Source organism: Bacillus sp. FSL K6-3176, from assembly GCF_038003325.1.
Lineage (GTDB): Bacteria > Bacillota > Bacilli > Bacillales > Bacillaceae > Bacillus > Bacillus altitudinis.
Map to the genome: position 1 here is coordinate 88291 of NZ_JBBOOX010000001.1, position 21048 is coordinate 109338.

General features: G+C 46.9%; 10 protein-coding genes, 9 tRNA genes and 6 rRNA genes. All 25 read left to right on the top strand.

Annotation, left to right across the window (positions count from 1 at the left end; translation table 11 throughout):
• The first annotated feature begins 4 nt into the window (after positions 1-4).
• The 25 genes from folP (at position 5) to clpC (ending at position 20999) form a co-directional block, all read left to right on the top strand.
• Positions 5-862 (top strand): dihydropteroate synthase, encoded by an 858-nt coding sequence (gene folP, locus MHB38_RS00465; RefSeq protein ID WP_008341807.1) that lies wholly within the window; start codon positions 5-7, stop codon positions 860-862.
• Positions 855-1217 carry a dihydroneopterin aldolase gene (gene folB, locus MHB38_RS00470; protein ID WP_024719372.1) on the top strand — a complete coding sequence of 121 codons (363 nt, stop codon included), beginning with the start codon at positions 855-857 and terminating at the stop codon, positions 1215-1217. Before folP ends, folB begins: the two co-directional genes overlap by 8 nt.
• Positions 1214-1717 (top strand): 2-amino-4-hydroxy-6-hydroxymethyldihydropteridine diphosphokinase, encoded by a 504-nt coding sequence (gene folK, locus MHB38_RS00475; RefSeq protein WP_007496156.1) that lies wholly within the window; start codon positions 1214-1216, stop codon positions 1715-1717. The genes folB and folK overlap by 4 nt, the downstream gene beginning before the upstream one ends.
• On the top strand, positions 1669-1902 hold the full coding sequence (locus MHB38_RS00480) for a helix-turn-helix domain-containing protein (RefSeq protein ID WP_017366448.1): 234 nt from the start codon (positions 1669-1671) through the stop codon (positions 1900-1902). Before folK ends, MHB38_RS00480 begins: the two co-directional genes overlap by 49 nt.
• Positions 1895-2896 carry a tRNA dihydrouridine synthase DusB gene (dusB, locus tag MHB38_RS00485; protein WP_035391540.1) on the top strand — a complete coding sequence of 334 codons (1002 nt, stop codon included), beginning with the start codon at positions 1895-1897 and terminating at the stop codon, positions 2894-2896. The genes MHB38_RS00480 and dusB overlap by 8 nt, the downstream gene beginning before the upstream one ends.
• A 90-nt stretch (positions 2897-2986) precedes the next feature.
• On the top strand, positions 2987-4486 hold the full coding sequence (lysS, locus tag MHB38_RS00490; RefSeq protein ID WP_025206611.1) for a lysine--tRNA ligase: 1500 nt from the start codon (positions 2987-2989) through the stop codon (positions 4484-4486).
• Between the two features lie 342 nt (positions 4487-4828).
• Positions 4829-6377, top strand: a 16S ribosomal RNA gene (locus tag MHB38_RS00495).
• A gap of 181 nt (positions 6378-6558) precedes the next feature.
• A 23S ribosomal RNA gene (locus tag MHB38_RS00500) occupies positions 6559-9489 on the top strand.
• Positions 9490-9550: 61 nt separating this feature from the next.
• Positions 9551-9666, top strand: a 5S ribosomal RNA gene (rrf, locus tag MHB38_RS00505).
• Between the two features lie 782 nt (positions 9667-10448).
• Positions 10449-10524 (top strand) — tRNA-Val (locus MHB38_RS00510).
• Positions 10525-10557: 33 nt separating this feature from the next.
• Positions 10558-10633: transfer RNA gene (locus MHB38_RS00515), tRNA-Thr, on the top strand.
• 37 nt (positions 10634-10670) lie between these two features.
• A tRNA-Lys gene (locus tag MHB38_RS00520) sits at positions 10671-10746 on the top strand.
• A 7-nt stretch (positions 10747-10753) separates the two neighbouring features.
• Positions 10754-10836, top strand: a tRNA-Leu gene (locus MHB38_RS00525).
• 30 nt (positions 10837-10866) lie between these two features.
• Positions 10867-10938 (top strand) — tRNA-Gly (locus MHB38_RS00530).
• 12 nt (positions 10939-10950) lie between these two features.
• Positions 10951-11036: transfer RNA gene (locus MHB38_RS00535), tRNA-Leu, on the top strand.
• Positions 11037-11047: 11 nt separating this feature from the next.
• Positions 11048-11124, top strand: a tRNA-Arg gene (locus tag MHB38_RS00540).
• Positions 11125-11131: 7 nt separating this feature from the next.
• Positions 11132-11208: transfer RNA gene (locus tag MHB38_RS00545), tRNA-Pro, on the top strand.
• Between the two features lie 8 nt (positions 11209-11216).
• Positions 11217-11292, top strand: a tRNA-Ala gene (locus tag MHB38_RS00550).
• A 127-nt stretch (positions 11293-11419) separates the two neighbouring features.
• A 16S ribosomal RNA gene (locus MHB38_RS00555) occupies positions 11420-12968 on the top strand.
• A 181-nt stretch (positions 12969-13149) separates the two neighbouring features.
• Positions 13150-16080, top strand: a 23S ribosomal RNA gene (locus tag MHB38_RS00560).
• Between the two features lie 61 nt (positions 16081-16141).
• Positions 16142-16257: ribosomal RNA gene (rrf, locus tag MHB38_RS00565) — 5S ribosomal RNA — on the top strand.
• The 16S, 23S and 5S rRNA genes sit together here with 9 tRNA genes alongside, the layout of an rRNA operon.
• A gap of 177 nt (positions 16258-16434) precedes the next feature.
• The gene (locus MHB38_RS00570) at positions 16435-16899 is read left to right on the top strand and encodes a CtsR family transcriptional regulator (protein ID WP_003217184.1); all 465 of its coding nucleotides are present in this window, start codon (positions 16435-16437) and stop codon (positions 16897-16899) included.
• Positions 16900-16913: 14 nt separating this feature from the next.
• A complete protein-coding gene (locus tag MHB38_RS00575; protein ID WP_007496258.1) occupies positions 16914-17471 on the top strand; it encodes a UvrB/UvrC motif-containing protein in 558 nt (185 codons plus the stop codon).
• A 4-nt stretch (positions 17472-17475) separates the two neighbouring features.
• Positions 17476-18567: a protein arginine kinase gene (locus MHB38_RS00580; RefSeq protein WP_024718295.1), complete on the top strand. Its 1092-nt coding sequence runs from the start codon at positions 17476-17478 to the stop codon at positions 18565-18567.
• A complete protein-coding gene (clpC, locus tag MHB38_RS00585; protein ID WP_007496263.1) occupies positions 18564-20999 on the top strand; it encodes an ATP-dependent protease ATP-binding subunit ClpC in 2436 nt (811 codons plus the stop codon). Before MHB38_RS00580 ends, clpC begins: the two co-directional genes overlap by 4 nt.
• Positions 21000-21048 lie beyond the last annotated feature (49 nt).

A 21048-nucleotide genomic window follows, 5' to 3' on the forward strand; every position in this document is an offset into this window, starting at 1 on the left:
CACAATGACACAACAATTGATAAAACAGCCTAAAATCATACAAGCCAAGCACCATACCCTTAGTTATGAAGAAAAGACATTGGTCATGGGCATTTTAAATGTCACACCGGACTCTTTTTCAGATGGAGGAAAATTCAATCAAATGGATAAAGCGCTGGCTCATGCAGCGCAGCTCATAGAAGATGGGGCGCATATTATTGATATTGGCGGTGAATCGACTCGGCCGGGGGCGGCACTTGTCTCAGAGCAAGAGGAGCTTTCAAGGGTCATTCCTGTCATTGAGAAGATCACAAAAGAATTGGACATACCTATTTCTATTGATACGTATAAAGCCCCTGTCGCAGATGAGGCAGTGAAAGCAGGAGCCTCAATCATTAATGATGTATGGGGGGCGAAAGCTGATCCTCAAATGGCGCATGTGGCAGCGAAGCACAACGTGCCAATCATCTTAATGCACAATCGACCAGAGCGGAATTACACCCATCTGATTTCAGATATGATTGCAGATCTGAAAGAAAGTGTTCAAATTGTAAAACAAGCGGGTGTCCGTGATGACATGATTATATTAGACCCTGGTGTAGGATTTGCGAAAAATAAAACTGACAACCTCATGGTCATGAATGAACTTGAACATTTTTGCCACCTTGGGTATCCGCTGCTGCTAGCAACATCCCGCAAACGATTCATCGGTGCAGTTTTAGATCTGCCGCCTGAAGAACGTACTGAAGGAACGGGTGCGACGGTCTGTCTTGGGATTCAAAAGGGCAGCGCAATGGTCCGAGTGCACGATGTAAAAGAAATCGCAAGAATGGCAAAAATGATGGATGCCATGCTGAATAAAGGAGGCGCTTATCATCGATAAAGTATATGTAAACGGAATGGAATTTTACGGCTATCACGGTGTATTTGCAGAAGAGAATAAACTAGGCCAGCGCTTTCGTGTGGACCTAACAGCTTCACTTGATTTAAGTAAGGCAGGACAAACGGATGACCTAAATGAGACCATCAACTATGCTGAGCTCTACAACATCTGCAAAAATATTGTAGAAGGGGACCCAGTGAACCTCGTTGAAACGCTGACAGAAAGAATTGCAAACCAAGTGTTAAAGGACTTTCCGACAGTTCAAGAATGTACAGTAAAAGTAATCAAACCAGATCCGCCAATTCCAGGACACTATCAGTCCGTTGCTATTGAAATGACGAGATCACGCGCATGAACAATACAGCATATATCGCTTTAGGTTCAAACATAGGAAAAAAGGAAACCTACTTAAAAGAAGCTGTCAAAAAACTTCACGAACATCCAGGTGTTCAAGTTGAATCCATTTCATCTATATATGAGACAACACCTGTAGGCTACGAGAATCAGGATGACTTCTTGAACATGGCTGTGAAGATTTCCACCTCGCTTCGTCCTGAAGAACTTCTATCACTGACTCAGAACATTGAGCAGGAGTTGGGCAGAACAAGAGAAGTGAGGTGGGGTCCACGGACAGCTGACCTTGACATTTTACTTTATAATCGTGAAAATATTGAAACAGAACAACTTGTAGTGCCGCATCCTAGAATGTACGAACGTTTATTCGTTCTTGTTCCGATGAGTGAGATTTGCCCAGAAATCGGCGAAGCCCAGATAAACGCCGTAACAGACCAAGAAGGTGTAAGCATATGGAAAAAGACATGTGGGGTAGAAGAATTCGTGCATACCGAAAGCTAAAAGGGTATACTCAGGAAGGGTTCGCCAAAAGACTGGGCATCTCTGTCTCTGTCTTAGGGGAAATTGAGCGAGGCAATCGATTACCAACAAACCAAATGGTTGGTCAAATAGCAGATGCTTTAAATATAACGGTGGAAGAACTTTCACCAATACTTGAAGAGGAAAGGAGGGGACTAGATGTTTAAAATCGGAGATATTGAAATTAAAAACAAAGTAGTGCTCGCACCAATGGCTGGTGTGTGTAACTCTGCTTTCAGACTCACTGTGAAAGAGTTTGGAGCGGGCTTAGTCTGCGCTGAAATGGTCAGTGACAAAGCGATCTTGATTAATAATGCCAGAACGATGGGCATGCTGTACATTGATGAACGTGAAAAACCGTTGAGCCTTCAGATATTTGGGGGAGAAAAGGACACGCTCGTGGAAGCGGCCAAGTTTGTAGACCAGAATACAACGGCGGACATTATTGATATTAATATGGGATGTCCTGTACCAAAGATCACGAAATGTGACGCAGGAGCGAAATGGCTGCTGGATCCAAACAAGATTTACGAAATGGTATCCGCAGTCGTAGATGCTGTAGATAAACCTGTTACGGTGAAAATGAGAATGGGCTGGGACGAAGACCATATCTTCGCTATCGACAATGCCCGTGCTGTTGAACGAGCAGGTGGACAAGCGGTTGCGCTTCACGGACGGACACGTGTGCAGATGTACGAAGGAACAGCGAATTGGGATATTATAAAAGAGGTCAAACAATCTGTTTCCATTCCAGTCATCGGCAATGGAGATGTCAAAACCCCTCAGGATGCAAAACGTATGCTTGATGAAACGGGTGCAGATGCTGTCATGATCGGAAGAGCCGCACTAGGAAACCCGTGGATGATTTACCGGACGGTTCATTATTTAGAAACGGGTGAACTAAAAGAAGAGCCTAATGTGCGTGAGAAAATGTCTGTGTGCAAACTTCACTTAGACAGACTCATAGACCTGAAAGGCGAGCATGTGGCTGTCAGAGAAATGAGAAAACATGCAGCATGGTACTTAAAAGGTGTCCGAGGCAATGCAGATGTAAGAAACCAAATCAATCAAAGTGAAACGAGAGCGGAGCTTGTAAAAGTTCTAGATGACTTTACGATCGAAGCCGAGGCAAAAGAGCTTCAAAGAATAAAAGTAGGATAAGACTATCTTTCTTTTTGTAGCTCACTGCTAGTGCACGTACTGGCAGTTTTTCTGCTTTTCTCTGCAAAATACATTATTGGAGTGATATAAATGAGTAATGAAGGGCTTAATAACGAAGAATTAAATGATCAATTCCAAGTAAGACGTGACAAAATGAATAAAATGAGAGAAGAGGGTATCGATCCATTCGGTGAACGATATGACCGTTCTCATCAATCTGCACAAATTATTGCTGAATATGACGAGTTTTCAAAAGAAGACTTAGAAGAAAAAGCAGCTCAAGTAACAATTGCTGGCCGTATGATGACAAAGCGTGGAAAAGGGAAAGCTGGCTTTGCACACATTCAAGACTTAGAAGGACAAATTCAAATCTATGTACGTAAAGATAGTGTAGGAGAAGAAGCTTACGAATTATTCAAAAGCTCAGACCTAGGCGATATTATTGGTGTGACGGGAACCGTATTTAAAACGAATGTAGGAGAACTTTCAATTAAAGCGACTAGCTTTGAGGTTCTTACAAAAGCACTTCGCCCGCTCCCTGATAAATATCACGGACTAAAAGATGTAGAACAACGCTATCGTCAGCGTTACCTTGACTTGATTGTCAATCCAGAAAGTAAGCAGACGTTCATCATGCGAAGCAAAATCATTCAATCAATGAGAAGATACTTAGATTCAAAAGGATACCTAGAAGTTGAAACACCAACAATGCATAGCATCCCTGGTGGTGCATCAGCTCGTCCTTTCATTACTCATCACAATGCACTTGATATGCCGCTTTATATGCGTATTGCGATCGAGCTGCATTTAAAACGTCTAATTGTCGGTGGTCTAGAGAAAGTATACGAGATTGGTCGCGTATTCCGTAATGAAGGAGTCTCAACTCGTCATAACCCGGAATTTACTATGATTGAGCTGTATGAAGCATATGCAGACTATAAAGACATCATGAACCTAACGGAAAACTTGATTGCTCATATTGCTCAAGAGGTACTAGGAACAACAACGATTCAATATGGAGAAGATGAAATTGATCTAAAACCTGAATGGAAGAGACTCCATATGGTTGAAGCAGTCAAAGAAGCGACAGGTGTAGACTTCTGGCAAGAGATGTCTGTAGAAGAAGCAAAACAGCATGCTGCTGATCACGGTGTTGAAATCACAAAAAACATGACAGTAGGTCATATTATCAATGAGTTCTTCGAGCAAAAAGTAGAAGAAACACTGGTTCAGCCTACTTTTATTTACGGGCACCCAGTCGAGATTTCTCCATTAGCTAAGAAAAATCCTGAAGACCCGCGCTTCACGGACCGCTTTGAGCTATTCATCGTGCGCCGCGAGCATGCAAATGCATTCACCGAGCTGAATGATCCAATCGACCAAAGAGAACGCTTTGAAGCTCAATTAAAAGAACGTGAAGAAGGAAATGACGAAGCGCATCTCATGGATGACGATTTTGTTGAAGCATTAGAATATGGCATGCCGCCAACAGGCGGACTAGGAATCGGTATCGACCGATTAATCATGCTGCTAACAAATTCTCCATCAATCAGAGATGTACTGCTTTTCCCGCAAATGAGAAACCGTTAATACATCAACAAAAGCGCCATTTGATCTGTGGCGCTTTTTATTTTTCATAAAATGAAACTTTTTTTTAAAAAACTATTGCAAGAAAAGAATCCAGATGGTATATTATTATTCGTTGCCGCAAAACAGCAACGAGGTTGAAAAAAGAAAATGAAAAAAGTTCTTGACTTCAACCGAAGAAAAATGTTAAGATATTAAAGTCGCTTACGAGCGATAACGAAGATGATCTTTGAAAACTAAACAAGACAAAACGTACCTGTTAATTCGAGTTTTTATAAAAAAATCCTATGATACATCATAGGTAGTCAGTCAAACTGGCGAAAAGCAAAACTTTGGTTTTGTACTTTTTCGGAGAGTTTGATCCTGGCTCAGGACGAACGCTGGCGGCGTGCCTAATACATGCAAGTCGAGCGGACAGAAGGGAGCTTGCTCCCGGATGTTAGCGGCGGACGGGTGAGTAACACGTGGGTAACCTGCCTGTAAGACTGGGATAACTCCGGGAAACCGGAGCTAATACCGGATAGTTCCTTGAACCGCATGGTTCAAGGATGAAAGACGGTTTCGGCTGTCACTTACAGATGGACCCGCGGCGCATTAGCTAGTTGGTGAGGTAACGGCTCACCAAGGCGACGATGCGTAGCCGACCTGAGAGGGTGATCGGCCACACTGGGACTGAGACACGGCCCAGACTCCTACGGGAGGCAGCAGTAGGGAATCTTCCGCAATGGACGAAAGTCTGACGGAGCAACGCCGCGTGAGTGATGAAGGTTTTCGGATCGTAAAGCTCTGTTGTTAGGGAAGAACAAGTGCAAGAGTAACTGCTTGCACCTTGACGGTACCTAACCAGAAAGCCACGGCTAACTACGTGCCAGCAGCCGCGGTAATACGTAGGTGGCAAGCGTTGTCCGGAATTATTGGGCGTAAAGGGCTCGCAGGCGGTTTCTTAAGTCTGATGTGAAAGCCCCCGGCTCAACCGGGGAGGGTCATTGGAAACTGGGAAACTTGAGTGCAGAAGAGGAGAGTGGAATTCCACGTGTAGCGGTGAAATGCGTAGAGATGTGGAGGAACACCAGTGGCGAAGGCGACTCTCTGGTCTGTAACTGACGCTGAGGAGCGAAAGCGTGGGGAGCGAACAGGATTAGATACCCTGGTAGTCCACGCCGTAAACGATGAGTGCTAAGTGTTAGGGGGTTTCCGCCCCTTAGTGCTGCAGCTAACGCATTAAGCACTCCGCCTGGGGAGTACGGTCGCAAGACTGAAACTCAAAGGAATTGACGGGGGCCCGCACAAGCGGTGGAGCATGTGGTTTAATTCGAAGCAACGCGAAGAACCTTACCAGGTCTTGACATCCTCTGACAACCCTAGAGATAGGGCTTTCCCTTCGGGGACAGAGTGACAGGTGGTGCATGGTTGTCGTCAGCTCGTGTCGTGAGATGTTGGGTTAAGTCCCGCAACGAGCGCAACCCTTGATCTTAGTTGCCAGCATTCAGTTGGGCACTCTAAGGTGACTGCCGGTGACAAACCGGAGGAAGGTGGGGATGACGTCAAATCATCATGCCCCTTATGACCTGGGCTACACACGTGCTACAATGGACAGAACAAAGGGCTGCGAGACCGCAAGGTTTAGCCAATCCCACAAATCTGTTCTCAGTTCGGATCGCAGTCTGCAACTCGACTGCGTGAAGCTGGAATCGCTAGTAATCGCGGATCAGCATGCCGCGGTGAATACGTTCCCGGGCCTTGTACACACCGCCCGTCACACCACGAGAGTTTGCAACACCCGAAGTCGGTGAGGTAACCTTTATGGAGCCAGCCGCCGAAGGTGGGGCAGATGATTGGGGTGAAGTCGTAACAAGGTAGCCGTATCGGAAGGTGCGGCTGGATCACCTCCTTTCTAAGGATATATGGAGCAGCGTGCGTTTTCGTCTTGTTTAGTTTTGAAGGATCATTCCTTCAAACATGTCTCTAGCGAGACAGGATTGTTCTTTGAAAACTAGATAACAATAAGTAATACATTCACATTGAATGCAATGCAAAGTTCATCACACATAGTGATTCTTTCTAAAGTAAGAAATGGTTAAGTTAGAAAGGGCGCACGGTGGATGCCTTGGCACTAGGAGCCGATGAAGGACGGGACGAACACCGATATGCTTCGGGGAGCTGTAAGCAAGCTTTGATCCGGAGATTTCCGAATGGGGAAACCCACTGCTCGTAATGGAGTAGTATCCATACTTGAATACATAGAGTATGAGAAGGCATACCCGGGGAACTGAAACATCTAAGTACCCGGAGGAAGAGAAAGCAAATGCGATTCCCTGAGTAGCGGCGAGCGAAACGGGAACAGCCCAAACCAAGAGGCTTGCCTCTTGGGGTTGTAGGACACTCTATACGGAGTTACAAAGGAACGATATAAGCGAAGAGGTCTGGAAAGGCCCGCCAAAGAAGGTAACAGCCCTGTAACTGAAATGTTGTTCTCTCCAGAGTGGATCCTGAGTACGGCGGAACACGTGAAATTCCGTCGGAATCCGGGAGGACCATCTCCCAAGGCTAAATACTCCCTAGTGACCGATAGTGAACCAGTACCGTGAGGGAAAGGTGAAAAGCACCCCGGAAGGGGAGTGAAATAGATCCTGAAACCGTGTGCCTACAAGTAGTCAGAGCCCGTTAACGGGTGATGGCGTGCCTTTTGTAGAATGAACCGGCGAGTTACGATCCCGTGCAAGGTTAAGCAGAAGATGCGGAGCCGCAGCGAAAGCGAGTCTGAATAGGGCGCATGAGTACGTGGTCGTAGACCCGAAACCAGGTGATCTACCCATGTCCAGGGTGAAGTTCAGGTAACACTGAATGGAGGCCCGAACCCACGCACGTTGAAAAGTGCGGGGATGAGGTGTGGGTAGGGGTGAAATGCCAATCGAACCTGGAGATAGCTGGTTCTCTCCGAAATAGCTTTAGGGCTAGCCTCAAGGTAAGAGTCTCGGAGGTAGAGCACTGATTGGACTAGGGGCCCCTACCGGGTTACCGAATTCAGTCAAACTCCGAATGCCGATGACTTATCCTTGGGAGTCAGACTGCGAGTGATAAGATCCGTAGTCGAAAGGGAAACAGCCCAGACCGCCAGCTAAGGTCCCAAAGTATACGTTAAGTGGAAAAGGATGTGGAGTTGCTTAGACAACCAGGATGTTGGCTTAGAAGCAGCCACCATTTAAAGAGTGCGTAATAGCTCACTGGTCGAGTGACTCTGCGCCGAAAATGTACCGGGGCTAAACGTATCACCGAAGCTGCGGACTGTTCTTACGAACAGTGGTAGGAGAGCGTTCTAAGTGCAGTGAAGTCAGACCGGAAGGACTGGTGGAGCGCTTAGAAGTGAGAATGCCGGTATGAGTAGCGAAAGACGGGTGAGAATCCCGTCCACCGAATGCCTAAGGTTTCCTGAGGAAGGCTCGTCCGCTCAGGGTTAGTCGGGACCTAAGCCGAGGCCGAAAGGCGTAGGCGATGGACAACAGGTTGATATTCCTGTACCACCTCCTCACCATTTGAGCAATGGGGGGACGCAGGAGGATAGGGTAAGCGCGGTATTGGATATCCGCGTCCAAGCAGTTAGGCTGGGAAATAGGCAAATCCGTTTCCCGTGAAGGCTGAGCTGTGATGGCGAGCGAAATTTAGTAGCGAAGTTCCTGATTCCACACTGCCAAGAAAAGCCTCTAGCGAGGTGAGAGGTGCCCGTACCGCAAACCGACACAGGTAGGCGAGGAGAGAATCCTAAGGTGATCGAGAGAACTCTCGTTAAGGAACTCGGCAAAATGACCCCGTAACTTCGGGAGAAGGGGTGCTTCTTAGGGTGTTAAAGCCCCGAGAAGCCGCAGTGAATAGGCCCAGGCGACTGTTTAGCAAAAACACAGGTCTCTGCGAAGCCGTAAGGCGAAGTATAGGGGCTGACGCCTGCCCGGTGCTGGAAGGTTAAGAGGAGCGCTTAGCGTAAGCGAAGGTGCGAATTGAAGCCCCAGTAAACGGCGGCCGTAACTATAACGGTCCTAAGGTAGCGAAATTCCTTGTCGGGTAAGTTCCGACCCGCACGAAAGGCGCAACGATCTGGGCACTGTCTCAACGAGAGACTCGGTGAAATTATAGTACCTGTGAAGATGCAGGTTACCCGCGACAGGACGGAAAGACCCCGTGGAGCTTTACTGCAGCCTGATATTGAATGTTGGTACAGCTTGTACAGGATAGGTAGGAGCCTTGGAAACCGGAGCGCTAGCTTCGGTGGAGGCATCGGTGGGATACTACCCTGGCTGTATTGACCTTCTAACCCGCTGCCCTTATCGGGCAGGGAGACAGTGTCAGGTGGGCAGTTTGACTGGGGCGGTCGCCTCCTAAAATGTAACGGAGGCGCCCAAAGGTTCCCTCAGAATGGTTGGAAATCATTCGCAGAGTGTAAAGGCACAAGGGAGCTTGACTGCGAGACCTACAAGTCGAGCAGGGACGAAAGTCGGGCTTAGTGATCCGGTGGTTCCGCATGGAAGGGCCATCGCTCAACGGATAAAAGCTACCCCGGGGATAACAGGCTTATCTCCCCCAAGAGTCCACATCGACGGGGAGGTTTGGCACCTCGATGTCGGCTCATCGCATCCTGGGGCTGTAGTCGGTCCCAAGGGTTGGGCTGTTCGCCCATTAAAGCGGTACGCGAGCTGGGTTCAGAACGTCGTGAGACAGTTCGGTCCCTATCCGTCGCGGGCGCAGGAAATTTGAGAGGAGCTGTCCTTAGTACGAGAGGACCGGGATGGACGCACCGCTGGTGTACCAGTTGTTCTGCCAAGGGCATCGCTGGGTAGCTATGTGCGGACGGGATAAGTGCTGAAAGCATCTAAGCATGAAGCCCCCCTCAAGATGAGATTTCCCATTCCGCAAGGAAGTAAGATCCCTGAAAGATGATCAGGTTGATAGGTCTGAGGTGGAAGCGTGGTGACACGTGGAGCTGACAGATACTAATAGATCGAGGACTTAACCTATATTCTAATGTGAAAAATGAACATTGTTATCTAGTTTTGAGAGAACATTCTCTCCATCAGGTTTGGTGGCGATAGCGAAGAGGTCACACCCGTTCCCATACCGAACACGGAAGTTAAGCTCTTCAGCGCCGATGGTAGTTGGGGGTTTCCCCCTGTGAGAGTAGGACGCCGCCAAGCTTTTCAAAGGATCAGTTCCAATCGGAACTGGTCTTTTTTGTGTTTTAATAAATGATATATCTATCTATATTGAAAATAGTGGTCTTTCACTACATTCTCAATAACTCATTCATTTCATCCCCTTCACTGGAATTCTAGACATTCTATAAAATTCTTATCATCCAATCTCGTCGCTCGCTCATCTTGCTAAGAGTCAACATCGAAAGAGTAAACATGTCTAAAAAGGATCTTCTCCTCTGGCAACCATATGTAGCGAACTGCGCTTGCTGCTAGATCATTGAAACCTACATAAGAGAGCAAAGGGCATCTTGGTTTGCTAATGAGAGAGGGGAGGAAGATTTGAGTTAAGCACCACAATGTTTGATGAGGTAAGGGAACACTGAGACGAATTTTTGGAAAATGACCAGGATCAATTTAATATAAAGCAAATATACAAAATGGTTTCTCGGAAAAATAAAATAATAAAAAAATTCGTTTCTATATGCACGTTATCTGAGGATTTAAGGAATAAAACAAACATTTTTCAGCTTTAAAAGAGCTGTTTTTACATTGAAAAAGCGCTATTAATGCCCTTTTTAACAAAAAAACATAAAAAAATGAAAAAAAGACTTTTAAAATGAAGAGACAAGTGGTAAACTTCTTTAGGTGCCTTAACGAAAAGATGTGAAAAAATAGCTTTAAAATAAATTCAAAAATTATTTTAAAAAAGTCTTTACAAACAATATCTTATCGTTATATAATACTATTTGTCAGATCGAGAGACATTCGAAACGACATAATATGGAGGATTAGCTCAGCTGGGAGAGCATCTGCCTTACAAGCAGAGGGTCGGCGGTTCGAGCCCGTCATCCTCCACCATATTTATTCTTACATAATGTTAGGATAGATAAAGCCGGTGTAGCTCAACTGGTAGAGCAACTGACTTGTAATCAGTAGGTTGGGGGTTCAAGTCCTCTTGCCGGCACCACTTTCATATGGTAAGATAGACAAGTCGCTTTAAAAGCGAGCCATTAGCTCAGTTGGTAGAGCATCTGACTTTTAATCAGAGGGTCGAAGGTTCGAGTCCTTCATGGCTCACCATTTTTATGCGGGTGTGGCGGAATTGGCAGACGCGCTAGACTTAGGATCTAGTGTCTTTATGACGTGGGGGTTCAAGTCCCTTCACCCGCATTGCCAAACAACATAAAGAAATCCTGTAATGCGGAAGTAGTTCAGTGGTAGAACACCACCTTGCCAAGGTGGGGGTCGCGGGTTCGAATCCCGTCTTCCGCTTATACCATCCACGCCGGGGTGGTGGAATTGGCAGACACACAGGACTTAAAATCCTGCGGTAGGTGACTACCGTGCCGGTTCAAGTCCGGCCCTCGGCATTATAAAATAAGCGCCCGTAGCTCAATTGGATAGAGCGTTTGACTACGGATCAAAAGGTTAGGGGTTCGACTCCTCTCGGGCGCGCCATTAAGATCGGGAAGTAGCTCAGCTTGGTAGAGCACTTGGTTTGGGACCAAGGGGTCGCAGGTTCGAATCCTGTCTTCCCGACCATCTTTTATGGGGCCTTAGCTCAGCTGGGAGAGCGCCTGCCTTGCACGCAGGAGGTCAGCGGTTCGATCCCGCTAGGCTCCACCAATATGATCTTTGAAAACTAAACAAGACAAAACGTACCTGTTAATTCGAGTTTTTATAAAAAAATCCTATGATACTTCATAGGTAGTCAGTCAAACGCTGACGAAAAACAAAACTTCGGTTTTGTAATTTTTCGGAGAGTTTGATCCTGGCTCAGGACGAACGCTGGCGGCGTGCCTAATACATGCAAGTCGAGCGGACAGAAGGGAGCTTGCTCCCGGATGTTAGCGGCGGACGGGTGAGTAACACGTGGGTAACCTGCCTGTAAGACTGGGATAACTCCGGGAAACCGGAGCTAATACCGGATAGTTCCTTGAACCGCATGGTTCAAGGATGAAAGACGGTTTCGGCTGTCACTTACAGATGGACCCGCGGCGCATTAGCTAGTTGGTGAGGTAACGGCTCACCAAGGCGACGATGCGTAGCCGACCTGAGAGGGTGATCGGCCACACTGGGACTGAGACACGGCCCAGACTCCTACGGGAGGCAGCAGTAGGGAATCTTCCGCAATGGACGAAAGTCTGACGGAGCAACGCCGCGTGAGTGATGAAGGTTTTCGGATCGTAAAGCTCTGTTGTTAGGGAAGAACAAGTGCAAGAGTAACTGCTTGCACCTTGACGGTACCTAACCAGAAAGCCACGGCTAACTACGTGCCAGCAGCCGCGGTAATACGTAGGTGGCAAGCGTTGTCCGGAATTATTGGGCGTAAAGGGCTCGCAGGCGGTTTCTTAAGTCTGATGTGAAAGCCCCCGGCTCAACCGGGGAGGGTCATTGGAAACTGGGAAACTTGAGTGCAGAAGAGGAGAGTGGAATTCCACGTGTAGCGGTGAAATGCGTAGAGATGTGGAGGAACACCAGTGGCGAAGGCGACTCTCTGGTCTGTAACTGACGCTGAGGAGCGAAAGCGTGGGGAGCGAACAGGATTAGATACCCTGGTAGTCCACGCCGTAAACGATGAGTGCTAAGTGTTAGGGGGTTTCCGCCCCTTAGTGCTGCAGCTAACGCATTAAGCACTCCGCCTGGGGAGTACGGTCGCAAGACTGAAACTCAAAGGAATTGACGGGGGCCCGCACAAGCGGTGGAGCATGTGGTTTAATTCGAAGCAACGCGAAGAACCTTACCAGGTCTTGACATCCTCTGACAACCCTAGAGATAGGGCTTTCCCTTCGGGGACAGAGTGACAGGTGGTGCATGGTTGTCGTCAGCTCGTGTCGTGAGATGTTGGGTTAAGTCCCGCAACGAGCGCAACCCTTGATCTTAGTTGCCAGCATTCAGTTGGGCACTCTAAGGTGACTGCCGGTGACAAACCGGAGGAAGGTGGGGATGACGTCAAATCATCATGCCCCTTATGACCTGGGCTACACACGTGCTACAATGGACAGAACAAAGGGCTGCGAGACCGCAAGGTTTAGCCAATCCCACAAATCTGTTCTCAGTTCGGATCGCAGTCTGCAACTCGACTGCGTGAAGCTGGAATCGCTAGTAATCGCGGATCAGCATGCCGCGGTGAATACGTTCCCGGGCCTTGTACACACCGCCCGTCACACCACGAGAGTTTGCAACACCCGAAGTCGGTGAGGTAACCTTTATGGAGCCAGCCGCCGAAGGTGGGGCAGATGATTGGGGTGAAGTCGTAACAAGGTAGCCGTATCGGAAGGTGCGGCTGGATCACCTCCTTTCTAAGGATATATGGAGCAGCGTGCGTTTTCGTCTTGTTTAGTTTTGAAGGATCATTCCTTCAAACATGTCTCTAGCGAGACAGGATTGTTCTTTGAAAACTAGATAACAATAAGTAATACATTCACATTGAATGCAATGCAAAGTTCATCACACATAGTGATTCTTTCTAAAGTAAGAAATGGTTAAGTTAGAAAGGGCGCACGGTGGATGCCTTGGCACTAGGAGCCGATGAAGGACGGGACGAACACCGATATGCTTCGGGGAGCTGTAAGCAAGCTTTGATCCGGAGATTTCCGAATGGGGAAACCCACTGCTCGTAATGGAGTAGTATCCATACTTGAATACATAGAGTATGAGAAGGCATACCCGGGGAACTGAAACATCTAAGTACCCGGAGGAAGAGAAAGCAAATGCGATTCCCTGAGTAGCGGCGAGCGAAACGGGAACAGCCCAAACCAAGAGGCTTGCCTCTTGGGGTTGTAGGACACTCTATACGGAGTTACAAAGGAACGATATAAGCGAAGAGGTCTGGAAAGGCCCGCCAAAGAAGGTAACAGCCCTGTAACTGAAATGTTGTTCTCTCCAGAGTGGATCCTGAGTACGGCGGAACACGTGAAATTCCGTCGGAATCCGGGAGGACCATCTCCCAAGGCTAAATACTCCCTAGTGACCGATAGTGAACCAGTACCGTGAGGGAAAGGTGAAAAGCACCCCGGAAGGGGAGTGAAATAGATCCTGAAACCGTGTGCCTACAAGTAGTCAGAGCCCGTTAACGGGTGATGGCGTGCCTTTTGTAGAATGAACCGGCGAGTTACGATCCCGTGCAAGGTTAAGCAGAAGATGCGGAGCCGCAGCGAAAGCGAGTCTGAATAGGGCGCATGAGTACGTGGTCGTAGACCCGAAACCAGGTGATCTACCCATGTCCAGGGTGAAGTTCAGGTAACACTGAATGGAGGCCCGAACCCACGCACGTTGAAAAGTGCGGGGATGAGGTGTGGGTAGGGGTGAAATGCCAATCGAACCTGGAGATAGCTGGTTCTCTCCGAAATAGCTTTAGGGCTAGCCTCAAGGTAAGAGTCTCGGAGGTAGAGCACTGATTGGACTAGGGGCCCCTACCGGGTTACCGAATTCAGTCAAACTCCGAATGCCGATGACTTATCCTTGGGAGTCAGACTGCGAGTGATAAGATCCGTAGTCGAAAGGGAAACAGCCCAGACCGCCAGCTAAGGTCCCAAAGTATACGTTAAGTGGAAAAGGATGTGGAGTTGCTTAGACAACCAGGATGTTGGCTTAGAAGCAGCCACCATTTAAAGAGTGCGTAATAGCTCACTGGTCGAGTGACTCTGCGCCGAAAATGTACCGGGGCTAAACGTATCACCGAAGCTGCGGACTGTTCTTACGAACAGTGGTAGGAGAGCGTTCTAAGTGCAGTGAAGTCAGACCGGAAGGACTGGTGGAGCGCTTAGAAGTGAGAATGCCGGTATGAGTAGCGAAAGACGGGTGAGAATCCCGTCCACCGAATGCCTAAGGTTTCCTGAGGAAGGCTCGTCCGCTCAGGGTTAGTCGGGACCTAAGCCGAGGCCGAAAGGCGTAGGCGATGGACAACAGGTTGATATTCCTGTACCACCTCCTCACCATTTGAGCAATGGGGGGACGCAGGAGGATAGGGTAAGCGCGGTATTGGATATCCGCGTCCAAGCAGTTAGGCTGGGAAATAGGCAAATCCGTTTCCCGTGAAGGCTGAGCTGTGATGGCGAGCGAAATTTAGTAGCGAAGTTCCTGATTCCACACTGCCAAGAAAAGCCTCTAGCGAGGTGAGAGGTGCCCGTACCGCAAACCGACACAGGTAGGCGAGGAGAGAATCCTAAGGTGATCGAGAGAACTCTCGTTAAGGAACTCGGCAAAATGACCCCGTAACTTCGGGAGAAGGGGTGCTTCTTAGGGTGTTAAAGCCCCGAGAAGCCGCAGTGAATAGGCCCAGGCGACTGTTTAGCAAAAACACAGGTCTCTGCGAAGCCGTAAGGCGAAGTATAGGGGCTGACGCCTGCCCGGTGCTGGAAGGTTAAGAGGAGCGCTTAGCGTAAGCGAAGGTGCGAATTGAAGCCCCAGTAAACGGCGGCCGTAACTATAACGGTCCTAAGGTAGCGAAATTCCTTGTCGGGTAAGTTCCGACCCGCACGAAAGGCGCAACGATCTGGGCACTGTCTCAACGAGAGACTCGGTGAAATTATAGTACCTGTGAAGATGCAGGTTACCCGCGACAGGACGGAAAGACCCCGTGGAGCTTTACTGCAGCCTGATATTGAATGTTGGTACAGCTTGTACAGGATAGGTAGGAGCCTTGGAAACCGGAGCGCTAGCTTCGGTGGAGGCATCGGTGGGATACTACCCTGGCTGTATTGACCTTCTAACCCGCTGCCCTTATCGGGCAGGGAGACAGTGTCAGGTGGGCAGTTTGACTGGGGCGGTCGCCTCCTAAAATGTAACGGAGGCGCCCAAAGGTTCCCTCAGAATGGTTGGAAATCATTCGCAGAGTGTAAAGGCACAAGGGAGCTTGACTGCGAGACCTACAAGTCGAGCAGGGACGAAAGTCGGGCTTAGTGATCCGGTGGTTCCGCATGGAAGGGCCATCGCTCAACGGATAAAAGCTACCCCGGGGATAACAGGCTTATCTCCCCCAAGAGTCCACATCGACGGGGAGGTTTGGCACCTCGATGTCGGCTCATCGCATCCTGGGGCTGTAGTCGGTCCCAAGGGTTGGGCTGTTCGCCCATTAAAGCGGTACGCGAGCTGGGTTCAGAACGTCGTGAGACAGTTCGGTCCCTATCCGTCGCGGGCGCAGGAAATTTGAGAGGAGCTGTCCTTAGTACGAGAGGACCGGGATGGACGCACCGCTGGTGTACCAGTTGTTCTGCCAAGGGCATCGCTGGGTAGCTATGTGCGGACGGGATAAGTGCTGAAAGCATCTAAGCATGAAGCCCCCCTCAAGATGAGATTTCCCATTCCGCAAGGAAGTAAGATCCCTGAAAGATGATCAGGTTGATAGGTCTGAGGTGGAAGCGTGGTGACACGTGGAGCTGACAGATACTAATAGATCGAGGACTTAACCTATATTCTAATGTGAAAAATGAACATTGTTATCTAGTTTTGAGAGAACATTCTCTCCATCAGGTTTGGTGGCGATAGCGAAGAGGTCACACCCGTTCCCATACCGAACACGGAAGTTAAGCTCTTCAGCGCCGATGGTAGTTGGGGGTTTCCCCCTGTGAGAGTAGGACGCCGCCAAGCTTTTCAAAGGATCAGTTCCAATCGGAACTGGTCTTTTTTGTGTTTTTGGGACGTTTGGCACCAGATAAATGTGGAAATAATATTGTTAGTTGAGCGATTATCTTGAAAAATCGATCGAAAAAATTTATAGTAAGATTAAAGTCAAATATAGTCAAAGTCAATGGAGGAGGAGGCGGAGTGGCACAAAATATTTCTGATATCATCGAGCAGTATTTGAAGGAAGTCTTGGATCAGAATGGTCGAGAAATATTAGAAATTAAACGCAATGAAATTGCAGATAAGTTTCAATGCGTACCTTCACAAATTAACTATGTTATCAATACACGCTTTACGAGCGAAAGAGGTTATATCGTCGAAAGTAAGCGTGGCGGCGGTGGCTATATCCGTATCATTAAAGTCAAAATGAATGATGAAGTCGATTTATTGAACAACATTATTTCCCAAATATATCATCGTTTATCACAGGCTGCATCTGATCATATCATCATGCGTCTTGTTGAGAACAACATTTTATCCGAAAGAGAAGCAAAGATGATGATTAGTGTCATGGACCGTTCTGTTTTACACATTGATTTACCTGAACGAGATGAACTGAGAGCTCGGATGATGAAAGCGATGTTAAATGCTTTGAAATTAAAGTAAAGCGGGTGAAAAGATTGATTTGTCAAGAATGCAATGAGAGACCAGCCACTTTTCACTTTACGAAAGTAATAAATGGAGAAAAACAAGAAATGCACATATGTGAACAATGTGCAAAAGAAAACAGTGATTCATATGCTATGAGTGGAAACCAAGGTTTCTCGATTCACAACTTATTATCAGGCTTATTGAATATTGATCCTAGCTTTACCACAAGTGCGAATAAAGGATCATCTATTTTTCAAGAGGCAAGAGAAGTGGATCAATGTCCTAAGTGTGGCTTAACTTTTCAGCAATTCAGGAAAACAGGCCGTTTTGGCTGTGCAGAATGTTATCGAACCTTTGATCAGTATTTAAATCCTGTTTTAAGGAAAGTCCATAGTGGAAATACAGTCCATAATGGAAAAGTCCCTAAACGGATTGCTGGCAGTCTGCATGTTCGCCGGAAACTTGAGTTAATGCAGCAAGAACTGAAGCAGCTGATTGAACAGGAAGAGTTTGAAAAAGCAGCGGAAGTTCGAGATCAAATTCGTGCGTTAGAGCATGAGCAATCTCAGCAGAGGGAGGGAGATTAACGACATGTCGCTCCAGCATTTTATTCAAGACGCATTAAGTCAATGGATGAAACAGAAAGGACCAGAAAGTGACATTGTTCTAAGCAGTCGTATTCGACTGGCACGCAATCTAGAGCATGTTCGTTTCCCAACTCAGTTTTCTCAAGAGGAGGCTGAAGCTGTTCTTCAGCAATTCGAGCAAAAGTTTGCGAGCCAGGAAGTGAAGGACATTGGAAACTTTGTTCTGATTCGAATGAATGAAACGCAGCCTTTGGCTAAAAGGGTACTTGTTGAAAAGCATTTGATTAGCCCCAATTTAGCAGAATCAAGATTTGGCGGCTGTTTGCTTTCAGAAAATGAAGAAATCAGTGTCATGCTGAATGAGGAAGACCATATTCGTATTCAATGCTTGTTCCCAGGATTTCAGCTGGCTAATGCACTAAAAGCAGCTAACCAAATAGATGACTGGATTGAAGAGCAAGTGGATTATGCGTTTTCTGAAAAGCGAGGATACTTAACGAGCTGTCCGACCAATGTAGGTACAGGTATTAGGGCTTCAGTCATGATGCACTTACCAGCATTAGCCCTGACAAGACAAATGAATCGCATTATTCCTGCAATTAATCAATTAGGTCTTGTGGTCAGAGGAATTTATGGTGAGGGTAGCGAAGCAATAGGAAACATCTTTCAAATTTCAAATCAAATGACACTGGGTCAATCAGAAGAAGATATTGTAGATGACTTGAATAGTGTGACGGCGCAGCTCATTGAACAAGAGCGATCTGCACGTAAGGCATTATATCAGACGTCTAAAATTGAACTTGAAGACAGAGTGTACCGTTCCTTGGGGATTTTGGCTAATTGTCGCATGATTGAATCTAAGGAAACGGCTAAGTGTTTGTCAGATGTGCGACTTGGAATTGATTTAGGTATCATTAAGGGGCTTTCAAGTAATATACTGAATGAACTCATGATTTTGACACAGCCTGGCTTCCTTCAGCAATATTCAGGAGGAGCCTTGGAACCAAATGAAAGAGATATAAAACGAGCAGCAATTATTAGAGAAAGGCTGCGCTTAGAAATGCATAGGAATGGACAGGAGGATGAAACGATATGATGTTTGGAAGATTCACTGAAAGAGCTCAAAAGGTATTAGCACTTGCACAAGAAGAAGCCATTCGCCTAGGCCATAAGAACATCGGAACAGAGCATATTTTACTTGGTCTTGTACGTGAAGGTGAGGGCATCGCCGCAAAAGCATTAGAAGCACTGGGCCTTGTTTCAGATAAAATCCAAAAAGAAGTCGAGAGCTTGATTGGAAGAGGGCAAGAGGTGTCTCAAGCTATTCCTCATTACACACCTAGAGCGAAGAAGGTTACGGAGCTTTCTATGGATGAAGCGAGAAAGCTTGGTCATTCCTATGTAGGGACAGAACATATTCTTTTAGGTCTTATTCGTGAGGGAGAGGGGGTAGCTGCCCGTGTCTTAAATAACCTCGGAGTAAGCTTAAATAAAGCACGCCAGCAAGTATTGCAGCTTCTAGGCAGCAATGAAACGGGTGCATCTGCGGCAGGATCTAATAGCAATGCCAATACACCAACTTTAGATAGCTTGGCAAGAGACTTAACGGCTATTGCGAAAGAGGACAGCTTGGACCCTGTGATTGGCCGTAGCAAAGAAATTCAGCGTGTCATTGAGGTCCTAAGTAGAAGAACAAAGAATAACCCTGTCTTGATTGGAGAGCCTGGTGTTGGTAAAACAGCGATCGCAGAAGGCCTCGCACAGCAAATTATTCACAACGAAGTGCCTGAAATTTTGCGTGATAAACGAGTCATGACACTTGATATGGGAACCGTTGTAGCGGGAACGAAATATCGTGGTGAATTCGAGGATCGTTTGAAAAAAGTCATGGACGAAATCCGTCAGGCTGGAAATATCATTCTCTTCATTGATGAGCTTCATACACTGATTGGTGCAGGAGGAGCAGAGGGTGCGATTGATGCCTCTAATATTCTAAAACCATCTTTAGCACGTGGTGAGCTTCAATGTATCGGGGCAACAACGTTAGATGAGTACCGTAAATATATTGAAAAAGATGCTGCACTTGAACGTCGATTCCAGCCAATTCAAGTGGACCAGCCATCTGTTGATGAAAGTATTCAAATTTTAAGAGGGCTTAGAGACCGTTATGAAGCACATCACCGTGTGTCTATTACAGATGAAGCCATTGAGGCGGCCGTAAAACTTTCTGATCGTTATATCTCCGATCGTTTCCTTCCAGATAAGGCGATCGACTTAATTGATGAGGCGGGTTCAAAAGTTCGCTTACGTTCTTTCACAACACCGCCTAATCTAAAGGAACTTGAGCAAAAGCTGGATGAAGTACGCAAGGAAAAGGATGCAGCTGTTCAAAGTCAAGAATTTGAAAAAGCCGCTTCTCTTCGTGATACGGAGCAACGTTTGCGTGAAAAGGTAGAAGTGACGAAGAAATCTTGGAAAGAAAAGCAGGGACAAGAGAATTCAGAGGTTTCTGTTGATGATATCGCAATGGTTGTTTCTAGCTGGACGGGAGTACCTGTTTCAAAAATTGCTCAAACAGAAACAGATAAGCTCCTGAACATGGAACAATTGCTCCACTCTCGCGTCATTGGACAGGATGAAGCAGTTGTTGCTGTTGCAAAAGCTGTAAGACGTGCCCGTGCTGGACTAAAAGATCCGAAACGTCCGATTGGCTCCTTTATTTTCTTAGGGCCAACAGGTGTTGGTAAGACTGAGCTTGCAAGAGCACTCGCCGAGTCTATCTTCGGTGATGAAGAAGCGATGATTCGTATTGATATGTCTGAGTACATGGAAAAACACTCGACTTCAAGACTTGTTGGATCACCTCCAGGCTATGTGGGTTATGATGAGGGCGGTCAGCTGACTGAAAAGGTGAGAAGAAAGCCGTATTCTGTTGTGCTTCTAGATGAGATTGAAAAGGCGCACCCTGATGTGTTTAACATCTTACTTCAAGTGTTAGAAGATGGTCGTCTCACTGATTCTAAAGGTCGTACTGTTGACTTTAGAAATACGATTTTGATTATGACTTCAAACGTTGGAGCTAGTGAGCTGAAGCGCAATAAATATGTTGGCTTTAACGTGCAGGATGAAAGTCAAAATTACAAAGATATGAAAGGCAAAGTAATGGGTGAGCTGAAACGTGCGTTTAGACCGGAGTTCATCAACCGTATTGATGAAATCATTGTCTTCCACTCACTCGAAAAGAAACATCTAAAAGAGATTGTGTCTCTCATGTCTGATCAATTGACAAAACGACTAAAAGAGCAGGACCTTTCAATTGAATTGACGGAAGCAGCAAAAGCCAAGATTGCCGACGAAGGTGTAGATCTTGAGTATGGTGCTCGTCCGTTAAGAAGAGCGATTCAAAAGCACGTCGAGGATCGACTTTCTGAGGAATTGCTGAAAGGCAATATTGAAAAGGGCCAACATATCGTATTAGATGTAGAAGATGGAGAAATTGTCGTAAAAGCAACGGCTGCTACGAACTAATATAGTAAGAAAAAAGTGTGAGGCATACCAGTAAGTTGGATGCCTCCCT

Bases quoted from the DNA above. Each gene is read 5' to 3' on its own strand.
- MHB38_RS00480 (WP_017366448.1), top strand. From the start codon at position 1,669: ATGGAAAAAGACATGTGGGGTAGAAGAATTCGTGCATACCGAAAGCTA.
- MHB38_RS00580 (WP_024718295.1), top strand. From the start codon at position 17,476: ATGTCGCTCCAGCATTTTATTCAAGACGCATTAAGTCAATGGATGAAA.
- folK (WP_007496156.1), top strand. From the start codon at position 1,214: ATGAACAATACAGCATATATCGCTTTAGGTTCAAACATAGGAAAAAAG.
- clpC (WP_007496263.1), top strand. From the start codon at position 18,564: ATGATGTTTGGAAGATTCACTGAAAGAGCTCAAAAGGTATTAGCACTT.
- dusB (WP_035391540.1), top strand. From the start codon at position 1,895: ATGTTTAAAATCGGAGATATTGAAATTAAAAACAAAGTAGTGCTCGCA.
- folP (WP_008341807.1), top strand. From the start codon at position 5: ATGACACAACAATTGATAAAACAGCCTAAAATCATACAAGCCAAGCAC.
- lysS (WP_025206611.1), top strand. From the start codon at position 2,987: ATGAGTAATGAAGGGCTTAATAACGAAGAATTAAATGATCAATTCCAA.